The organism is Deltaproteobacteria bacterium IMCC39524 (assembly GCA_029667085.1).
Lineage (GTDB): Bacteria > Desulfobacterota > Desulfuromonadia > Desulfuromonadales > BM103 > M0040.
This window is the reverse complement of sequence record JARUHJ010000008.1, coordinates 16969-37021: the sequence shown is the minus strand read 5'-3', so window position 1 is coordinate 37021 and position 20053 is coordinate 16969. Positions and strand designations below refer to the sequence as shown.

The 20053-nt window shown below is 51.5% G+C and carries 18 protein-coding genes; 14 read left to right on the top strand and 4 right to left on the bottom strand.

Annotated features, from left to right (window positions below; all coding sequences use genetic code 11):
- Positions 1 to 225 precede the first annotated feature (225 nt).
- Complete coding sequence (locus tag P9J64_15880; protein MDG5469802.1) at positions 226 to 1320, bottom strand: AAA family ATPase; 1095 nt, start codon at positions 1318 to 1320, stop codon at positions 226 to 228.
- A 139-nt stretch (positions 1321 to 1459) separates the two neighbouring features.
- On the opposite strand from P9J64_15880, the gene P9J64_15875 reads away from it, so the two are divergent.
- The 4 genes from P9J64_15875 (at position 1460) to P9J64_15860 (ending at position 6537) form a co-directional block, all read left to right on the top strand.
- Positions 1460 to 3400, top strand: coding sequence for an ABC-F family ATP-binding cassette domain-containing protein (locus P9J64_15875; GenBank protein MDG5469801.1), 1941 nt, complete (start codon positions 1460 to 1462; stop codon positions 3398 to 3400).
- Positions 3397 to 4683, top strand: coding sequence for a ParA family protein (locus tag P9J64_15870; GenBank protein MDG5469800.1), 1287 nt, complete (start codon positions 3397 to 3399; stop codon positions 4681 to 4683). Before P9J64_15875 ends, P9J64_15870 begins: the two co-directional genes overlap by 4 nt.
- A 142-nt stretch (positions 4684 to 4825) precedes the next feature.
- Complete coding sequence (locus P9J64_15865; GenBank protein ID MDG5469799.1) at positions 4826 to 5776, top strand: GTPase-activating protein; 951 nt, start codon at positions 4826 to 4828, stop codon at positions 5774 to 5776.
- Positions 5777 to 5853: 77 nt separating this feature from the next.
- Entirely contained in the window at positions 5854 to 6537 is a 684-nt protein-coding gene (locus P9J64_15860; protein ID MDG5469798.1) for a hypothetical protein, read from the top strand.
- Between the two features lie 94 nt (positions 6538 to 6631).
- On the opposite strand, the gene P9J64_15855 is transcribed toward P9J64_15860, so the two are convergent.
- Positions 6632 to 7465 carry a mechanosensitive ion channel family protein gene (locus P9J64_15855; GenBank protein MDG5469797.1) on the bottom strand — a complete coding sequence of 278 codons (834 nt, stop codon included), beginning with the start codon at positions 7463 to 7465 and terminating at the stop codon, positions 6632 to 6634.
- Between the two features lie 232 nt (positions 7466 to 7697).
- Positions 7698 to 8585: an OmpA family protein gene (locus P9J64_15850; GenBank protein ID MDG5469796.1), complete on the bottom strand. Its 888-nt coding sequence runs from the start codon at positions 8583 to 8585 to the stop codon at positions 7698 to 7700.
- Between the two features lie 232 nt (positions 8586 to 8817).
- Between P9J64_15850 and nadC the strand changes: the two genes are divergently transcribed.
- From nadC to P9J64_15810, 8 genes are all read left to right on the top strand, one after another.
- Complete coding sequence (gene nadC / locus P9J64_15845) at positions 8818 to 9648, top strand: carboxylating nicotinate-nucleotide diphosphorylase (protein ID MDG5469795.1); 831 nt, start codon at positions 8818 to 8820, stop codon at positions 9646 to 9648.
- 26 nt (positions 9649 to 9674) lie between these two features.
- Positions 9675 to 10658 (top strand): biotin--[acetyl-CoA-carboxylase] ligase, encoded by a 984-nt coding sequence (locus P9J64_15840; GenBank protein MDG5469794.1) that lies wholly within the window; start codon positions 9675 to 9677, stop codon positions 10656 to 10658.
- Between the two features lie 113 nt (positions 10659 to 10771).
- On the top strand, positions 10772 to 11542 hold the full coding sequence (locus tag P9J64_15835) for a type III pantothenate kinase (protein ID MDG5469793.1): 771 nt from the start codon (positions 10772 to 10774) through the stop codon (positions 11540 to 11542).
- 76 nt (positions 11543 to 11618) lie between these two features.
- A complete protein-coding gene (gene fusA / locus P9J64_15830) occupies positions 11619 to 13697 on the top strand; it encodes an elongation factor G (GenBank protein MDG5469792.1) in 2079 nt (692 codons plus the stop codon).
- 59 nt (positions 13698 to 13756) lie between these two features.
- A complete protein-coding gene (locus P9J64_15825; GenBank protein MDG5469791.1) occupies positions 13757 to 15142 on the top strand; it encodes an SPOR domain-containing protein in 1386 nt (461 codons plus the stop codon).
- 17 nt (positions 15143 to 15159) lie between these two features.
- Entirely contained in the window at positions 15160 to 16206 is a 1047-nt protein-coding gene (locus tag P9J64_15820) for a hypothetical protein (protein MDG5469790.1), read from the top strand.
- Complete coding sequence (locus P9J64_15815) at positions 16207 to 16677, top strand: MOSC domain-containing protein (protein ID MDG5469789.1); 471 nt, start codon at positions 16207 to 16209, stop codon at positions 16675 to 16677.
- Entirely contained in the window at positions 16674 to 17171 is a 498-nt protein-coding gene (locus tag P9J64_15810; protein ID MDG5469788.1) for a MogA/MoaB family molybdenum cofactor biosynthesis protein, read from the top strand. The genes P9J64_15815 and P9J64_15810 overlap by 4 nt, the downstream gene beginning before the upstream one ends.
- Before the next feature lie 92 nt (positions 17172 to 17263).
- On the opposite strand, the gene P9J64_15805 is transcribed toward P9J64_15810, so the two are convergent.
- Positions 17264 to 18037: a ZIP family metal transporter gene (locus P9J64_15805; GenBank protein MDG5469787.1), complete on the bottom strand. Its 774-nt coding sequence runs from the start codon at positions 18035 to 18037 to the stop codon at positions 17264 to 17266.
- 485 nt (positions 18038 to 18522) lie between these two features.
- Between P9J64_15805 and P9J64_15800 the strand changes: the two genes are divergently transcribed.
- Positions 18523 to 18966 (top strand): hypothetical protein, encoded by a 444-nt coding sequence (locus P9J64_15800; GenBank protein ID MDG5469786.1) that lies wholly within the window; start codon positions 18523 to 18525, stop codon positions 18964 to 18966.
- Between the two features lie 191 nt (positions 18967 to 19157).
- Complete coding sequence (htpX, locus tag P9J64_15795) at positions 19158 to 20012, top strand: zinc metalloprotease HtpX (protein ID MDG5469785.1); 855 nt, start codon at positions 19158 to 19160, stop codon at positions 20010 to 20012.
- Positions 20013 to 20053 lie beyond the last annotated feature (41 nt).

Genomic DNA, 20053 nt, shown 5'->3' with positions numbered 1-20053 from the left:
CGGCCGAACTATAACAAATTAAATGAAAATTGCACGTAAATAATGGAAGGTGACGTCTCTGTATCGTTTGTGTTGAATGTAAATTGATCTTCAAAGATGTTGTTTTTGCTCTCTTTCAGATAAGTCATGACACCGGCAGGACGAGATCTGCCAGTGTTGTCAGTTGTTTTTTTCTTTGAATAAAAGAACTTTTATCAGTGAATCTAATTCCCTATGACTAATCTCTTACCCAAGTTGACTGTCAATTAAATCGAAATCAAGCTCCTGCTCAGCCAGACTCTTAACCAGGCTGATTTTTTCATGATCATCAGCAGTGATCTTGGAGACATCGCGGGTCACGGTATGGAAGACCGTTGATGTGAGTTGCTCGGTGCGCATGAAGGGCAACTGACTGTCGTCGAGAACCTGCTGGGTCAGTTTGGCAATGGGGTTGGCTCCCGAAATCAGTACTCCGGAAAGTTTCTCAGCATATTCTGGAATATGATGCAGAGTGGCGAGCATGACCAGAAGTTCATTACGACTGCTGTTCACCAGTAGCAATGTTGAATTTTTGAGAATTTCGACGACCTTCTCCGTGGAAGCTGCTGCGAGTTGTATGTGTTTGATGATCTGCCTCGCCTGCTCCTGATTGGCACGCAGAGACACATCAAAGAGTTTGGCAACGTGTTGCAAGGTGGGGCCAGCAAGTATCGGCGAGTAGTTGAAGCCACCGTGGACAATAAAATTTTCGTGGGCAAAGGCTTTGTCCATGTATTCGAGGGTTCTTGCCCGTTTCTCAGCGATCAGCTTGTTCGGCATGACGATGCGGACTTCTGCGCCCTCCATTTTGTAAAGTGCCAGGTTCATGCTGACATCATCGATGACGTGGCCGATGCCGCCGCCGCTGACAATCAGGACCGGAGCATCGAGCAGGCGGGCAACACGGGCGTTACTTAAACCGAGCACCGAGCCGACACCACTATGACCGGCCCCTTCAATGATCAGAAAGTCACAGCGCTCTTCGAGTTCCTTACAGGCCTTGATGAGCTGCTGTTCGAGTTGCTCACGGGTGACCACGCCATCGATGACTTTGCGTGTGTCTCCAGGTTGTACCACTACGGGTGACATCAGGCGGATGTCGTCCTCAAGCCCGAATACTTTGGCGACCAGGGCGGCATCTTTGTCGACCCAGAAATCCTTGTAGGGGGAAGGCTTGGGCCCGACCGGCTTGATAAAGCCGACCCGACGGTATTTTTTGAGGGCCAGGTGGATAAGTGAGAGGCTGGTGGTGGTTTTGCCGCAGTCCTGTCCGGTCGCAGCTATGAAGACTTTACGTGCCATTGAGGCCTCCTGAAAGAACTGCAACAGCTCTTTAGTGGTGGGTGAGAAAACGCTCATTCATTCTGCTAATGTTCGTTGTCCCTGTCAACGATGAAGATGATAATTCTCGAGAGCATACAGATGTGCTATAACAGGCGCCATGTTACAGCTAAAAGATGTTGTCAAACAGTTTGCAGACCAAGTTGTGCTGCGCCATGTTGACTGGCATGTTCGTCCCACTGACCGTATCGGGCTTTGTGGCGAAAATGGTGCCGGTAAGACCACTTTGCTACGTCTGCTGTCCGGGCAGTCGGATGTTGATGCCGGCAAGGTGCAGTTGGCTCGTGGTACCACTATCGGGTATCTGCCGCAGGAAGGCCTCGAGCATAGTGGTCGTGACCTCTTTACCGAGGTGCGCTCAGCTCTTGAGGAGCTGCTCGCGGTTGAAGCCGAGCTGAAACAGCTTGAGGGACAGATCAGTCGTGAGGCTGAAGAGTCTGACCTTGATCGTTATTCCGAGTTGCAGGAGATTTTTCGACAACGCGGTGGTTACACCATGGAAACCGAAATCGGCAGGGTCCTCAAGGGCCTGGGTTTCGCCGAAGAAGATTGGGGTAAACCGTGCGAGCAGTTTTCCGGCGGCTGGCAGATGCGTATCGCACTGGCCAAGTTATTGCTGCAGAAACCCAACCTGCTTCTCCTTGATGAGCCGACCAACCACCTTGATCTGCCTGCCCGTGATTGGCTAGAAGGCTACCTGTCGGCCTACCCATACGCAGTGATCCTGGTTTCCCATGACCGGTTTTTCCTTGACCAGGTCGTCTCCCGGATCGTCGAAATCTGGCACGGTAAGCTCACAGATTATCCCGGTAACTATTCCCGCTACCTGGCTGCCCGCGACGAACGCGTTGCCGCTTTACGTGAAACCAAGAGACGCCAGGATGAAGAGGTCGCCCGCCTCGAGGCGTTCATTAACAAGTTTCGTTATAACGCCAACAAGGCTGCCCTGGTACAGAGCCGCGTCAAGATGTTGGAAAAAATTGAGCGCATTGAATTGCCGCCAGAGCGTAAAAAAATCGGTTTCTCCTTCCCAGCGCCACCGAAAAGCGGGCAGCTTTCAATCGGTCTCTCCGGCGTCGCACACGGATACGAAAACAAGACCGTTGTTGAGGATGTTGATCTCTCTGTTGCTCGCGGCGAGCGTGTCGCCCTGGTTGGGGCTAACGGTGCTGGTAAGTCAACCCTGATGAGATTGCTGGCAGGGGTTGAGGCGCCGTTGCAAGGCGAGCGTGAGGAAGGTCATAACATGGTTATGGCTTATTTTGCCCAGGATCAGGCGCGCACCCTCGACTCAAAACTGACTGTGCTGGAGCAAATTACCAAAGCAGCCCCTTTCGACATGGTGCCGAAGGTGCGCAACCTGCTAGGCGCGTTTCTTTTTCATGGTGATGACGTTCACAAGCGGGTTTCTGTTCTCTCAGGTGGAGAGCGTAACCGGCTGGCACTGGCGATCCTGCTTCTAGAGCCGGCCAACCTGCTGCTTCTGGACGAGCCGACCAACCACCTTGACCTGGCCTCCAAAGAGGTTCTTCTTAATGCTCTGAAAGGGTATCAGGGGACCCTCGTGTTTGTTTCTCACGACCGTTATTTTGTTGATGAGCTCGCTAGCCGAGTTGTTGAAGTTGCCGGCCATCGTGCCACGTCCTACCTCGGAAATTATGAGGACTTTCTGCGCGTAAAAAGTGGTGAAGGGGATGGCAGCCACTCCTCTTTGCGAGTCGAGCAGGCTGGTGCGAAGGGAACCTCTGCGCCGGTAAAAAGCAAGACATCCCGGGTGCTTTCGCACGAGGAGCGTAAGGCGACCAGGCGAGAAGAGCAGAAACGGAAGAAAGAGTTGACTCAGGTTGAAGAGCGAATCGAGGTTCTTGAGCAGGCTCTCGCTGAGCTGACCACTGAAATGCAGGACCCTGCCATGGCGGTTGACCATGCCCGCCTTAGTCCGCTCATTGAGAAACATTCAATTCTTCAAGAGGAGTTGGACGACTGTATGGAACGCTGGGAGACCCTGCAGGAGGTGCTCGCAGAAGGTGAAGTGTCGTGAAGCGTCCTTTTGTGATCGCCGTTGCCAGCGAAAAAGGCGGGGTGGGAAAGACAACGATTGCCACTAACCTTGCCGTCTATCTCAAGGCTTTGCATGAGGATTTACCGGTTACAATTGCCTCTTTTGATAACCACTTCAGCGTTGACCAGATGTTTTCTCTCGGTCCACAGCCTGAGGGTAATGTTGCCAAGCTTCTCGAAGGCTGCCCGATTGAAGAGCTTGCTGTGCTCGGTCAATACGGAGTGCAGTATGTCGCCTCATCCCGGCGGCTGCAACCACCAGACCATGATCCTGTTTGGTTGCGACAGAGGGTGTCGGCTTCAAAGCTTGACGGTATTCTAATCCTCGATACAAGACCCATTCTTGATTGGTTCACTGAAGCAGCTCTCTTGACTGCAGACCTGGTCCTTGTGCCGGTTAAGGATCGTGCAGCCCTGATAAACGCCGGTTCGTTAAGGAAGATTATGGCCGATGCCGGCCGTGCAGAAAAACTTTGGTTGCTGCCAAGCCTGGTTGATGCCCGTGCTCGCTTGAATGCCGAAGTGCGCGTTCATGAGTTCCTGATCTACGGCGCCCGTGAACGAGACTACCAGGTTCTTGAAATTTGCATCAGTAAAAGTCCCAAGGTCGAAGGCCTTGCTTCCGGGTTCTCCAGTCGCATCTTGCCCGTTCTCACCCACGCCCGGAATACTTCCGTTCATGGTCAGTTCAAAAAGCTGGCAGAATTTGTCTTGTCAAACTCTGCGACCGAAACCTTCGAGTACAGGAGTGGCAGTGGTTGTGAAGGGGGCCTGGAGGGACTGCCCGCTGCACGGCGACGCAAGCTTGTCCTTGAGTGCCCTTTGTGTTGTCAACAGTCCCTGCATGCTGAAGGTCATTTCTTCTTTGATTTGAGCAGCCGGCGGCGGGGCTTTATTCATCCTGATTGTTGTGACCAGCTTTTTGCCGAACTCGAGCTGGATGTAATGACGTCTGAGGAGATACTTGCCTTGACAATTGAAGGGCCTGGACTGGTTGGTCCGGAGAGTCGCTTGACGGCCCATCTGTTTGATGCCGATGAAAGCCTTGTTGCCAGTGAAGAGCTTGGTAAAGTGAAGAGTCGCTTCCATAACGCCCTGTCAATGATAATCGGCCGTCCTCTTGATGCCGCTTACCGTGAGCTTGTCATAATCAATCGTCAAGCCATGAGCCCGGCTGAACAAATGGGTGATGATCTTTTCCGTCGTTTTGCATTCCGTCGTCGCAAAATCGCTCGGGAACTTCGTCTCGCCGGCTTGTTTTAAAGACCCTATCTCAATATGATTTTCTACTAAACCCTAGTTTGCGGGCGTTCCCTCGGTCGCGCAACGGCCTTGACATGAAAGCTCAAATATTCTAAAAATTCGTGTTCTAAAAGTAATGTTAATGAGAACGAGGCTTTAAGTTATGATTCTGTTGCCACGAGGCAATCCTGTTAAGGAAAATATCAATCCTGGCAAAGTAAACCTTGCGGATGCCTTGGGAAAAATGCGTCAGGGAAAATTTACCGGATACATGCGTTTTGATTTTCCTGAAGGGACCGGCGTCTTCATTTACCAGGAAGGCAGCCTCATCAGCTCACTCTTTGAGAATGAGCGGGAACACCTGATCGCATATGATGGTATCTCCCGTACGTTCGACGAGTCTCTGAATGGCAACGGTAAGCTGAACATCTATCGACTATCTACCGAGCTGGCGCACAGTATTCATACCCTCCTGCATGGTGAGGTTCTGCACAAAGGGCAGGATCTCCAGTTGATCGATATTAAATCCTTGCTGGTTCGGATGCGCGAAGAGAAGCGTAGCGGATGCCTGCGCATTTATTCTAAAGAACATATTGCCCTGATCTTTTATCGCGACGGTCGCCCCCTTGGTTTCTTCCACGATGGTTCGACGGACATTGAAACCACTGCAGACAGTTCCATGTCGGTTGCCAAAGAGCCCGGAGCCAAAGTTGATGTTCTGGTGACTCGTGGTGACGGCGAAAAATCACTGGCAGACCTTATGGAAACCGCGGATATCACAGGTATGTGGGGTGCTGCTGTTGCCGAACGTCAACGTCAGCGAGAAGAGCAGGAGCACGCTGCAAGTAAAACTCAGGAGACAAAAGAGTCGGATCGGCGGCAGAAGACACAGGAGCTTTTTCAGAGTTTTGCCATGGCGCATCTTGGCAAAATCGGCTCCTTGCTGGTAGATAAAGAGTTTGAAAAACTGAAACTCAACGGTGGGCAGATTAGCGAATCTGCTCTTGATGACTTTTACACCAAGCTGGGTAAATCAGCCAGGCTGGTCGCAGGTCCCAGCAAAATCGATAAAATGCTGGATGAAATGAAAAAGGGTTTCAACGGGCTCTCTTAAGGAGCCCAGGTTCAGATCCCGGCGGCTTTCGAGTCGCCGTTTTTTATTGATTCAATCCGTATCTCAGGGAGGCGTTCATGGAAATGTTTCAAGTTGTACTCGGAGTCTTCTGGCTTGTTGCCGGGTGTGTTTCTTTCTATTTCAGTATCGGTAATGCTCGAGTCTGGACCAGTATCTCTGTTGGCTTCTTCCTGATTCTGATTGGTGAGATTATCCCGGGTGCCCTGCCTTTTCTCCCTGGCCTCAATAACCCCTATGTACTGGCCATGGGACATATCATCGGGACTCTTTCTATCCTGATTATGAGCCACGGTTTCCAGGAGTACTATGTTTTTACCCGGACTCTTGATTTCGAAGGCAGTAAGCTTCATGTCTACCTGGCTGTTGTCGGCGTTATCGTCGCGTCCCTGGTTTTTCTGTTAATCAATCCGACTCCTGATGAGGACGTTCTCCGCGTCATTCGGGTCGTGGAAAACACCAACTGGGTCTTCCTGTCATTGATCAATATCGATCTGATTCGCAAAATTCATCTCAATATCAAGGATACTCCGATCAGTAATGGGTTTCTTGCCTTTATGGTCGTTTTTGCCTGTATCTTCCTCTGGAAAGGTTCTCAGCTTTATATGGATGTTTTCAGCCTCGATACGAAACAGGACTTGATTAACTACACTATTTCTCATTACACCAACCTGGCAGGCAGTCTGCTCGCAAGTATCTCGGTTGGAGGCACGTTCCTTTATCTAGGCAAGCTGCTGCGTTAGTTTTTTGTAAATGACGTTATGTGAAAAGGTAAGCGGAGGCTCTATTTGGGGCCTCCGCTTTTTTGTTCTTACATTGTCAGCCTTGTATTGATAGCTATCCGGTGGCTTTCTGCTTCAGATGGACATCCCTTTGCGGGAATGGAATCGTGATGCCTGCGCTCTCCAATGCCTTATAAGCAGCCATGTTCCCACGATAGAGGGTCTGGAAATACTTCTTGGTCGGTACCCAGTAACGCATCCCCAAATCAATTGAGGAGTCTCCGAAGGCTTCGATGCCGACTTGCGGGGGCGGTTCACTGCATACATCTTCAATCCCCAGAAGCGCCGTTTGTATCGCTTCTATCGCTTTCTCCGGATCATCCTGATAGCTGATCCCGACCGTCCCTTCGACAATTTTGTTAGCGAATGAATTCGATAGAATTTCTCCGACAATATGCTTGTTTGGGATCGTGATTATTTCGTCATCTTCTGTGGAGAGAATTGTTACGGCCAGGTGAATCTCATCAACGACTCCGCTTACGCCGCCAATCGTGATCGTGTTGCCGATCACAAATGGCCGGGACAAGATGATCACAAGTCCGGCGCCATAGTTGGAGACCGGTCCTGCGATGGCAAAGCTGGTGCCAAAAGCCAGGGCACCAAGAGCCGCGATGAACGGTGCGATTGAAATGCCAAACTTACCGATAGCAATAATGACCACAAAAGTCAGTGTCAGGATCTTGACAACGCTGCCGAGAAAGCGCGCGAGGGTGATGTCTATATTCCTTTTTTCGCACAGCCCGGTGACCAAACGGCCGAACCAACTCGCCAGTTTGGAGCCAATGGTCAATATGATAATGGCTCCCAGTATCTGGAAGCTGTAATTGATGATGAATTCAACGACGACGTTGTAGACCTGCTGGATTGTTTCCACCTCTTGTTCCATCATTTCCTCCAGGTTCAGAATAGATATCTGACATTGTAACAGAAGGGCAGCACCCTATAAGGGCGGTAGAATACCTGGTCAAGACACCCGCTGTGCCGCGCATGGCGATAGTCAGTGACTATGCTCGCTTTTTGAAGTGGTTTTCTTTGCAGCCTTTCTCGTCCCTTCGCGACTTTGCGTTAAGTCCTTGAACCCTTTGTTTGGGTTATCAGTCCGTTAATCTTATGAGCCCGTTTCAGCGGTCCTTGCTTGCCGTCAGAACAATCTGAATACGCCGATTCAAGGCTCGTCCCTGGGCTGTTCCGTTGCTGGCGACCGGGCGGTACTCTCCATAGCCGACTGCGGAGAGCCTTTCTCCGGAGATGGCTGCCTTCTCCTGGAGGAAATGCAGAACCGTGGTCGCCCTTGCCGTGGAGAGCTCCCAGTTACTCGGGAACTTTTGAGCGAGAGTGCCGCTGATCGGTACGTTGTCGGTATGACCTTCAACCTGGATATCCTTGTCGGCGGCAACTTTGAGGATGTCGCCGATCTGTTGCAAAACATTGATTCCTGCGGGCTTGAGGACGGCCTTACCTGAGTCGAAGAGGATTTTGTCGACCACGTTAACAGTCAGTTTTCCCTTGAGCTCGGAGATTTTAACCTCACCACGCTGGATCTCTTCTTCGAGTTTCCCCACCAGTTCATCGTAGGTGCCCTGCACCTCGGCAAGCCTGGCTTCGCGTTCGAGGCGCTCAACTTCCAGTTGCTGCTGTAGCTCACTGCTCCCTTCGGTCAGCCGATCGATCTCCTGGCGCATCTCGGCCATGGCGGCCCCGGCTTCGGCGCTGCGGCTGGCCAGAACCTTCTCTACCCGGTCCAGGTCAGCGCGTGCCCGCATGAGGTCTTCCTGGAGGCGTTTGTTGCGCTCGATGGCTTCGAGCAAACGCTGATTCAGGCTATCATTGCGATCAACCAAATGGTTTTTGTCTTCTTTAAGGCTCTCGTAATCGCCTTCAAGGCTCTTGATAACTGATTGGAGATAATGGTTTTCGTCCAGCTTCTGCTGGTGCTCGGTTTGACTGACACATGCTGAGAGAGTTGCGATCATCACCAGAAACAGACTGAATTTGAAGTAAAATTTCACGAGCAGCTCCTTAGGGTTGTATAGAAATCTGCAAATTTTCAATAGCTCCCATTGTTGGCGATTTCAAGATAAATGTAAAGCTTGGAAATAGGCATGGTTACAGGCTTTTCAGTTGCTTGTAAAAGTTTCAATATGTTATAAAAATACACCTTAAGACTAAATCGCGACATTCAGAGTTTCCGCGAGGAGACGAAGAAGTTTCACCTTTGCCGGCCCGCAGGAAACATAATTTATGAACTCATTTATACTCGATCCTATTCTACGCCGTGCTCTTGAAGAAGATATCGGTACCGGGGATGTCACCACGCTGGCAACGATAACGCCTGGTACCCAGGCAAGCGCAGAACTGGTCGCCAAGGAAGATTTCGTTCTGGCCGGCATTGATGTTGCGCAACGAGTCTTTCAACTGCTTTCTGCAGAGACAGCATTTGAAAAACTTATGAACGACGGTCAATCGGTAAAACGCGGCGATGTTCTGGCCTGGATTAAAGGTGATGCCTCCGTTCTTCTGCAAGGCGAGCGTGTTGCGTTAAACCTTCTGCAGCGTATGTGCGGGGTAGCCACTCTCACCGCTGCGTTTGCGAAAGAGGTTGCAGGAACCCGCGCGGTTGTTGTGGATACGCGGAAAACCACACCTGGGCTAAGGGTCCTGGAAAAGTACTCGGTACGCATGGGTGGTGGCGGTAACCACCGCATGGCCCTTTATGATGCTGTTCTGATCAAGGAGAATCATGTCGCCGCTGCCGGGGGGATTACTGCCGCGGTTAGTCGCGCTCAACAGCGTGTGCCGCACACCCAGAAAATCGAAGTCGAGGTTCGCAATCAGGAGGAGGTGGCAGAAGCTTTGGCCGCTGGTGCAGATATCCTGCTCCTCGACAACATGTCTCTTGACGAATTGTCTGCGGCCGTCGAGCTGGTTGGCGATCGCGCCATCACGGAAGCCTCCGGGGGGGTCAACCTGGAAAGTGTCAGGGCTATTGCCGAGACCGGCGTCCGCTTGATTTCTGTCGGCGCACTGACGCACTCTTATCGGTCCGTTGATATCTCCATGTTGTTTACTTAAACATTAGGGCGTGAACCTAACTATTGATGAAAACACCAGCCCCACGTGAAGCCATCCTCTCACTTTTCCGCCAGACGCCAGACGGTTTTGTCTCTGGTGAAAGGATCAGTGATGAGTTGGGTGTTTCGCGTACGGCGGTCTGGAAGCACATTCGCAACCTTCGCCAGGCAGGTTACCAGATTGAAGCGATTCCTTCACGAGGGTACCAATTGCAGCAGTCTCCCGATGTCCTAATGCCGGAAGCCATTCAGTCCGGTCTCGAATGCCAGCTGGTCGGGTCCCGTATCATCTCGCTTGACGAGGCGGATTCCACCAACCTTCAGGCCAGTCGCCTTGGTGATGAAGGAGCCGACGACGGGCTGGTGGTGATTGCTGACCGTCAAACCTCGGGCAAGGGTCGGATGGGCCGCCAGTGGGAATCACCCGGTGGCGTCAACCTTTACGCCTCGATTTTACTGCGCCCTCCTGTTCTGCCTTTTGAAGCCCCAAAACTGACTTTTCTATCTGCTGTGGCCGTCTGTCGTGCAATTAAAAACTGTACCGGCCTGCAGCCAACGGTTAAATGGCCCAACGATATTCTCCTGAATGGAGCCAAGGTCGCAGGCCTCCTCAATGAGATGAGTTCTGAGACCGACCAGGTTAATTATGTCGTTCTCGGTATTGGCGTTAATCTGAACATGCGCGCCGAACAGTTCCCGGAAGATCTGCGTTACCCTGCCACGTCGCTTGCCATTGCCTCCGGCAAAGCTGTTTCCCGGTTGGCCTTTACCCGTTCCCTGTTGCAGGAGCTGGACGCTCTTTACCAGCTCTATCTGGGAGAGGGAAGTGCCCCTGTTTTCACTGCCTGGACAGAGCTCTGCGACCTGACCGGTAAACGGGTGCAGGTGGATTGCAATAATCTGTTGATTGAAGGCACCATGGTCGGCCTTGGCGATGATGGCGCATTGCTGGTTCGAACTTCGGCTGGTAAGATAGAGAGCATTTATGCAGGGGACGTGCGACCGCTTTAGAAACCAGGACGAGTGACGCGGGACGGGGAACGATTGATGAAGCAATTTGTCTGTATTTTGGGTTTTGAATTTTCCGCGTACCGCGTACCGCGTACCGCTTTACGAGGTTTTTGATGCTACTCGTTATAGATGTCGGTAATACCAACACCGTGCTTGGCCTGTACAAGGATAAGGAGCTTGCACGCAGTTGGCGCTTAACCACTGATAAAGCGCGTACCGCAGATGAATGGGCGATGGTCGTACATGAGCTGTTCAGCCTCAGTGGCTTACATTTTCCTGACGTCTCAAATGTTATTATCTCCTGTGTCGTTCCACCGTTGCTGAACACTCTGGAGACCCTGTGCGATAATTATTTCAAGCTGAAGCCGCTGGTGGTTGGCCCCGGAATCAAGACCGGCATGCCGATTCAGTATGACAACCCCCGAGAGGTTGGTGCCGATCGTATCGTTAATGCGGTGGCCGCCTACGCAAAACAGCAAGCCAGTCTGATCGTTGTGGATTTCGGTACGGCGACAACTTTTGATTACATCTCCTGTCGTGGTGAGTACCAGGGAGGGGCGATAGCTCCGGGCCTGAGTATCTCTGCAGAGGCTTTGTACGAAAGGGCCAGTAAACTGCCCCGGGTTGAAATCGTTTGCCCGCCACAAGTTATCGCCAAGAACACAGTCAACAGCATGCAGTCCGGTTTATTCTACGGTTATGTCGGTCTGGTGGATGGTATTGTCGGTCGCATGAAGCAGGAGTCGCGCGAAAAACCCCATGTCATGGCGACCGGGGGACTGGCGACGCTGATTGCACCATACAGCCAGACCATTGATGAAGTGGATAACAGTCTCACCCTGGAAGGCTTGCGGATCATTTATGAACGCAACCATGTCGCTTAGTGGTCATTTAATAATCTGAAAATCATTACGATTATCTGACTATTGGAAATCATGAGGAACATTGAAAGGAGAGATCATGGCAAAGTTCGAAACTGAAAAGTTGAGGAATCTGGGCATCGTCGGACAAGGGGATGCGGGCAAGACCTCCCTGGTCGAAGCTATGTTGTTCAACACCGGGATGACCGATCGCCTCGGTAAAGTTGACGATGGCTCCTCGAACATGGATTTTGAGCCCGAAGAAACCAAGCGAAAGATCACGATCTCATCGAAGCTGCATCATTGCGAATGGAACGGCCATGAACTGCATATTGTAGATACTCCCGGTTATACAAATTTCCTGCATGATACGCGCGGCTGCATGCGTGTCCTTGGTGGAGCTGTGCTGCTGGTTTCCGCCGTTGACGGCGTTAAAGCTCAAACCCAGACGCTCTGGAAGTGGGCTGAAGAGTTTGAGGTCCCCCGCATTGCCTTTATCAATAAACTTGATCGGGAGCGTTCTGATTACCTCAAGGCTGTTGACGACATGGAGACAACCTTGGGGTGCCGCCCCGTTGCTGTTAATATGCCGATCGGTGAAGAAGACAATTTTAAAGGGGTTATCGACCTGATCACCATGAAGGCGCGGCTTTTCAAGTTCGATGAAAAGGGCACCTACGACGAGGGCGATATCCCTGAAGATTATCAGGCTGAAGCCGAACGTCTGCATGTGATGTTGATGGAAGCCTGTGCCGAAGCCGATGATGAGCTGATGGAGAAATACCTCGAAACAGAGGAACTCTCCGAAGCAGAGGTCCTGCGTGGTTTGCGTGAGGGAACTCTGACCGGTGTCTTTACCCCGGTTTTCTGCGGCAGCGCTACGGCCAATATCGGTATTCGTCAGCTCCTTGATTATATCGTCCTCTGCATGCCTTCGCCTATTGATAAAGGCATCCAGTACGGCACGAACCCCAAGAATAATGAGCCGGAAGAGCGTCGCCCTGACCCTAACGAGCCTTTCTCGGCGATGGTCTTCAAAACTGTCAGCGACCCCTTTACTGGCAAGTTGAACCTGTTCCGTGTTTATTCAGGAACAGTCAAGTCCGACAGTTCAGTGTTTAATCCAAACAAGGATTGTAGCGAGCGCCTTGGTCAGATCCTGTTGCCTGAGGGCAAAAAGCAAAAAGCCGTCAGCGAAGCTGTGGCCGGTGATATTGTTGCGGTCGCCAAATTGAAAGAGACCACGACTGGTGACACTCTGTGCGACGCGAATAAGCCGATCGTCTACGAATGCCCGATGAGCATGAAGCCGGTCATCTCATTTGCTCTGGAGGCGAAGAGCAAGGGTGATGAAGAGAAGATTTTTAGCGGGCTTTCAAAGCTGACGGAAGAAGACCCCGCCTTGCAGTTGCAGCGCGACGCTGAAACCAAGGAGATGATCATCTCAGGCATGGGCCAGGTACATGTTGAGGTTGCGGTTGAAAAACTTAAGCGCAAGTTCGGTGTTGACGTTCTCCTCAAGGAGCCGAAAGTCCCCTATCGTGAGGCCATCAAAAAATCAGTCGAGCAGTCTTATCGACACAAGAAACAGTCGGGTGGCAAAGGGCAGTTTGCTGACGTTTCAATTAAGGTTAAGCCCCTTGAAAGAGGCGCAGGTTACGAATTTGTTGATAAGATCGTCGGTGGTGTGATTCCGCGGCAGTTTATCCCTGCTGTCGACAAGGGAATTCTTGAGTCAATAGGCAAGGGGCCTCTGGCGGGATATCCTGTTCAGGATGTTCAGGTCACTCTGTTCGATGGTTCTCACCATTCGGTGGACTCCTCGGAGATGGCATTCAAGATAGCGGGCTCGATGGCGTTCAAGAAGGCCCTTGAAGCTGCGACTCCGGTTCTTCTCGAGCCAGTCATGGAGATGGAGATTACCGTACCTGACGAGTGTGTCGGTGAGGTTATCGGCGATATGAACTCCCGTCGTGGCAAAGTCCTAGGTATGGAGCCCCAGGGAAGCAGTCAGTTGGTTAAGGCTCAGGTGCCGATGTCGGAAGTCCTGAAGTACGCTCCGGTCCTCCGTTCCATGACCTCTGATCGCGGGCTTTTTACCATGGAATTCACGCATTACGAAGAGGTGCCATCTCACCTGATGGCTAAACTTCTGGCAGAATTGAACAGCGAAGATTGACGTCTGCTTAAGAACCATGTTTCTCATCAATGGTTGAGTAGCAGAACGGGAGGTAATTTATGTCTGACAAGGATCAGTTCACGTTTGAAGATGAGGATGAGAGTCCCGAATGCAGTATAACGAAGAAGGAAAAACCCCAAGAAGCGGATGCCGGCGGTGGTGAAATCTTCTTTGATATGGAAGAAGACCTTCCGGGAACCAGCCTCGGCGAGCAGGCGGATACTGAGGAGTCCGACAAAGGCAGCGAAGGACTTTTCTTCGATACTGAAGAGGAGGATTCGGATCCTGAGCAGGATCTACAGTCTGAACTTGATACAGCGAAGGACGATGAGGGCAGCTTTTTAGGTGATGAAGATCTCTTCGGCGACAACTTAAATGCCGGGTTTCCTGAAAACGAGGTGGAAATTGACGACCCAGTCGATTTCGTCCCTGAGCCACAGGAGAAAAGCGGTGGTTCAAGAAGCCGCACTCTGTTGATGGTGCTTTTACTGGTCATCGTTGTCGCTGGAGGTGCTTATTATTTTATGGGCCTGGGCAGCTCAACGCCTTCCGTACCGACCGTGAAGATGCCTGTAGAAACACCGGCCAAAGTAGTCGCTGTGCCGCCACCGCCACCACCTGCCGAGACCCCTGCAAAGAAAGCAGCCCCGCAAGAAGAGAAACCGGTGAGTGTTGCCGTGCCTCCGCCACCTGCGCCAGCCGTTACCAAGACAGAAGCTAATCCTGCTGCGGCAGCAGCTAAAGCTGCTCCTGTAGAGAAGCCTAAACAAGAGCCTGCCAAGCCTGCACAGACGTCTGTTGCGGTACCGGCACCGGTTCCCGCGTCAGTTCCAATAAAACCTGCTCCAACTGTCACAGAAAAAGCCCCCAAGGCTCCCCCTGTCAAGACTGCAGAGACTCCTGCCGTCAAGACAATGGTCGTGACAAAGCCTGTCGAAGTGGCTAAGTCAGTGGCGGCACCGAAATCTGTCGCAGCACCTAAGCAGGTAGCAGATGATGCCTATGCGCTGGATGCCGGTTCCTATCTACTGGAGTCAAACAGGAAGACTTTGGTTGCAAAGCTTGAAAAGCTCGGATATCAGCCGTTGGTGACTCCTGTAGATGCTACGATTAATATGACGCGCCTGCGTCTCGGAACTCACAGCAAAGAAGACGTCCAGGCTTCGCTGGCCTTTGCCCGTGAGGTTGAACCTGGCTCCTACAGCGTCCCTGCAGGTGATGGCTACGTGATCTATGCCGGCACGTTCCTTAAGACGAATAACCTGGAGAAGATTAAAAAGCGCTTCCTCGCTGAAGGGGTCCAGGTCAAATCTGAGCCGGTACAAGTCGTCAGAACCTTGAGTCGCGTCCGCTTCGGCAGCTTTGCCAGCCAAGAGGATGCTGCAGAGGCCGCTAGCGTTGTTGCAAAGGCTGGAGTGAAGGCGACTGTTGTAAAGACCAAGTGATGGAGTTGTATTGATTTATGTCACAATCTGAATCCAGGACCGTGCGTTTAAAAGTCTCTCCTGAGGTTGCACGGATTGTCAAACCGGGGGCCCCCCGCGATGCCCAACTGGCGGCAGCGCGGGGGGCTCTCCCCCTTGCAGGGAAGGATCTCCTTACCGTTCTTTTCTTCCTTTGCCGTAGCGTTGACGCTGAGATCAAAAAATCGGCGGTCAAGACTTTACGTGAGCTTCCGGCGACGATCCTGTCTCCACTCTGTAAGGATGAGAGCCTGCACCCGCAGTTGCTTGAATTGATGGTAAGAGCCCGGATGGCTGATAGCGATTTAATGGGAGCTGTTATCATGCACCCTGCTGTCACTGTGAAAACCCTGCTCTATCTTGCTCAAAAGGCTGGTGCCGATGTTCTGGAGCGCTTGGCTGGTCACCAGAATATGCTTTATGAGAATCCAGAAATCGTTGAAGCGATTATTGCTAACTCTGCAGCAGAAAAGGCTTTAAAATTCAAACTGGGTTGGCAGGATCCGGAAGAGAGCACAAAACAGGAACCGCCCCAGGAGGATTCTGAGGGCGACGAAGAGACTGATGAGGCTGGTCGTAGCCAGACTGAAATCGAGGCCCTGATGGAAGAGGCCGATCGTGAAGGCCTGTCGAAATATCAGATTGCCATGGATCTCACGGTTTCTGAAAAAATCAAGATGGGGCTGACTGGCGACAAGGAATGGCGCTCCATCATGATGAAACAATCGAACAAACTGATTCAGGGCGCTGTCATGAAAAACCCCAGGATCAGTGATGGTGAAGTCCTCATGGTGGCCAAGGCCAAGACTTCCAGCGATGATTTGATTCGCATAATTCTTCTCAATAAAGACTGGGTGAAGAATTACGAAATTAAAAAAGCCTTGTTGGCGCATCCCAAAACACCGCCACCGAAAGCTCTGCGATTTGTCAGTTTTCTGACCATGAAAGACCTTAAGGAGTTGGCGAAAAGCAAACAACTCACAAACATTGTATCCAATGCAGTTCGTAAAGAATTAGCCTTTCGAATCAAGAAATCTGGTGGATAAATGAAAAAGATAAGTCAACAGATCGTTGCTGTCTGTACCAGCAAGGAAAAAGGTGAGCGCAAAACCGATGTTGGACAGGCAGAGTTACTGGAAGGTTTCGGCTTGGTCGGTGACGCCCACGGTGGCGATTGGCATCGTCAGGTCAGTCTGCTGGCTATCGAGAGTATCGATAAGATGCGAGCGGCAGGGCTCGATGTGGGCCCCGGTGATTTTGCCGAGAACCTGACAACCCAGGGGGTGAACCTCTATACTCTGCCGGTCGGAACTCGCTTGCGTGTCGGTGATTCCGTCTTGTTGGAAATGACTCAGATCGGCAAGGAATGCCACGATCGTTGTGCTATCTATCATCAAGCTGGTGATTGTGTCATGCCGAAGGAAGGTGTCTTTGCCACTGTCATTAACGGTGGTCCGGTGAAGACTGGCGATAGTCTGGAAATCCTTGAGTCTGTTGGCAAGCAGGAGAGTCCATGAGTGCGCATAGGCCATTCCGTATTGGAGTGCTGACCCTTTCAGACAAGGGCTCCAAGGGCCAGAGAATTGATGAGAGTGGCCCTGTAGTCGAAGAACTTCTGGCGCCTGTTGGTGAAGTGGTTGATGTTGCCATCCTGCCTGATGACCTTGCATCGATTGCCACTCTGCTGATTGCATGGACGGATCAGGAAAAATTAGACCTTATCGTAACCACCGGCGGCACAGGCTTGAGCCCACGTGATGTGACGCCCCAGGCTACTTTAAAGGCGATTGATTACGAAATTCCTGGTATGGCGGAAGCCATGCGCATGCAAAGCCTGAAGAAGACGCCTCACGCGATGATGTCTCGTGCCATTGTAGGTGTACGTAAACAGACGATGATTGTCAATCTTCCGGGAAGCCCCAAGGCGGCCAGAGAGAATCTGGAAACCGTGTTGCCGGCTTTACCCCATGCCTTGGCCAAGTTAACCGGCGATCCTTCTGATTGTGCTTAGAGGCGGAGGCTGGAGGCTAGGGGTTGGGGCCTGGCAAATGCACTAATCTTAAATCCAAGCCAGCCCCTAGCCTCCAGTCTCCAAACTCCGTCCTAATGGGCAAGAAAGCCAGCGGTCCAGGCGAGCAGAATGCCGCCACAGAGGGCCAGTGTGGCAGAGAAGCCGCGACTGCGATGAGATTCCGGGATCAGATCGGAAGCCGCGATATAGATGAAGGAGCCGCCTGCCGTTGCAAGTAGGGCGCCGAGGACCGACTGGGATAGATTGTTGACCAGTGCAAAGGTCAGGACCGCCGCTCCAGGTGTTGCCAGGGCAACAAAGGAGGTGAGTTGAATCGCCTTCTTACGATGCCAACCGTAGTGCAGCAGGATTGCGATCATGGCAATCCCCTCCGGAACTTCGTGAGCGATAACGCCAAGCGCGGCAAGTAAACCGAGATCGTGTCCGACTTCAAAACCAGTACCGATAATCATGCCGTCGATCACCGAATGAAGACCCATGCCGATAAAGGCAACCCAACCCATCGGGTGAGGGCGGGTGCAACAGTCACCATGGCAATCGGCGACCTCCAGGTTGACGTGGTGCTGCTCTTCATGGCCGGCATGGATCAACAGGTGGTGTTCAAAGAAGTAGAAGAGCACGAAGGCCAGCAGAATGAAGAGAGGGGCTTTTACGGTCATCTCCATGGCTTCCGGAAGGATGTGTAAAACCCCGACACCGAGCAGAACACCGGCCGAGAAAGAAACCAGAGACGAAGAATGACGACGGCTCCAATTCTCTTTGAGCAGAACCAGAGACATCCCGGCAAAGGTTGCGGCGCCCGCAAAACTTCCGGCAAAGAGTACGTGCCACCATTGTTCAGACATTCAACATCTCCAGAGGGTATGGTTTAGAGGAAAGCGGGAGTTAGTCCCGCTTCTAGATAGTGCAGTATAGAGTCGAAGCTGGTTAAGGGCAAGAGCCCTGATGTGACTAAAATGATTCGCCCACAGAGAGCTTATTGTGGAGGTCAACAGGAAGATCCAGTTGGCCGATAACATTGAGCTTTTCCTGGAATATAACGTGTAGTATTTCAAATTTGATATGACGCTCAGTGTAAGATTATGTCCTGTTCAAAGCTCTAACTTGGTAAATCATTCTTATTTGATAGGCCACCTGTGTCACCCATTTAAAGGCACCGGGTCAGTAAAAATTTCGCGAGAGTGTTGATTTATAATCACAAGCTAACCTTAGATTAGCGAGTGGCTTTTTCGGTCTCGTTAAGGGGGAGGGAGAATGAAGAGGGTTTTACTGCTCACCCGAAACCCCACCCCATTGCATCCTTGAGATTAGTTGTGTTAATTTGAAAATTATGCGACTGAAATTCCAAAAGATAATAGCTCTACTCCTCATTTCGGCATTTCTGGCAACAAGTACAGCGGCGAATGTATTTGGTTGTACTGAGTGTGCGGGCGGTGAAAGGTCACAAAGAGTCAACACCACCGTGGAAACGTGTTACTGCACTGATGATCTAATAAACAACCATGATGATAGTCATGATGCCCCTGCTATCCATCAATTAGGTGATGAACAGCAGGGTTCATGTTCCGACTGCCCTACACAGCAGGGCTCGACTGTTTTCTCAAAACGAACCAAAAGAATTCCAGCTGCCGCCACTATTGCTACAATCTCAAATGACTTCCCGCTCACCGCTGCCACAAGTGTAAAGCTGGTTGTTGGCAACCTTGCACCGAAACCGCCGACGAAAATGTCACAAACTCTTCTTGCTCATCGGACAGTTGTCCTCCTCAATTGATTCACCCTTCTCTTGAAACCGTCGGAAGGTTCACACCTTCAAATATGGTTTCGCCCTGATTTCTGACTTAATCCACAATTGAACAACAAGCGTCCTTCTCTCTTGAGGGGGATGTTTACTGGCTATATCCACTAAATCAAAAGACTTTTCTTATGGCTTCGGCGCAACCAATGCGTATGGAGATGAATGAAATGAACACTCTCAAGACCACTTTTCTACTCACCTGTCTCACCCTGCTGCTCGTCGTCATGGGCAGCGCTATCGGTGGTAAAACCGGCATGATCATAGCCTTTCTCATTGCCGGCGGCATGAACTTTTTCTCTTACTGGTACTCGGACAAACTTGTCCTCAAGATGTACAAGGCCAAGGAAGTTTCTGAGTCTGAGAATCCATCTTTTTACAATATGGTAAGCCGGCTTGCCCGGCAGGCGAATATGCCGATGCCGAAGGTTTACATTATTCCTTCCGATGGGCCGAATGCTTTTGCTACCGGCCGCAACCCCGAAAATGCAGCTGTCGCAGCGACAGAAGGGATTATGCGCCTTCTTTCGGATGAAGAACTTGAAGGAGTGATGGCCCATGAGTTAGCTCATGTGCAGAATCGAGACACCTTGATTGGCACGATCGCAGCGACTTTTGCCGGGGCCATTGCAATGCTTGGAAACATGCTGCAATGGGCGGCTATCTTTGGCGGTGGCAACAATGACGAAGAGAGTGGCGGCAATCTGTTCGGGAGCCTGGCTCTCGCATTTATTGCGCCTGTGGCGGCCATGCTGATCCAGATGGCGGTCTCCCGCTCCCGTGAATACCTGGCAGACGCCTCAGGAGCAAGGATTTGCGGCAACCCTATGGCCCTGGCCAATGCCCTGCGCAAGTTACAGATGGGCGCACAGGCGGTACCTATGACTGAGGCGACCCCCGCGACCTCGCACATGTTTATTGTCAATCCACTGACCGGCGGATCAATGCTCAAGCTCTTCTCTACTCATCCCCCCATGGAAGAGCGTGTTGCCAGACTTGAGCTCATGACCTTGGGGAAGCTTTAATTACGAAGTCGAATATTCACAAACAATTTAATCGAGGTTAT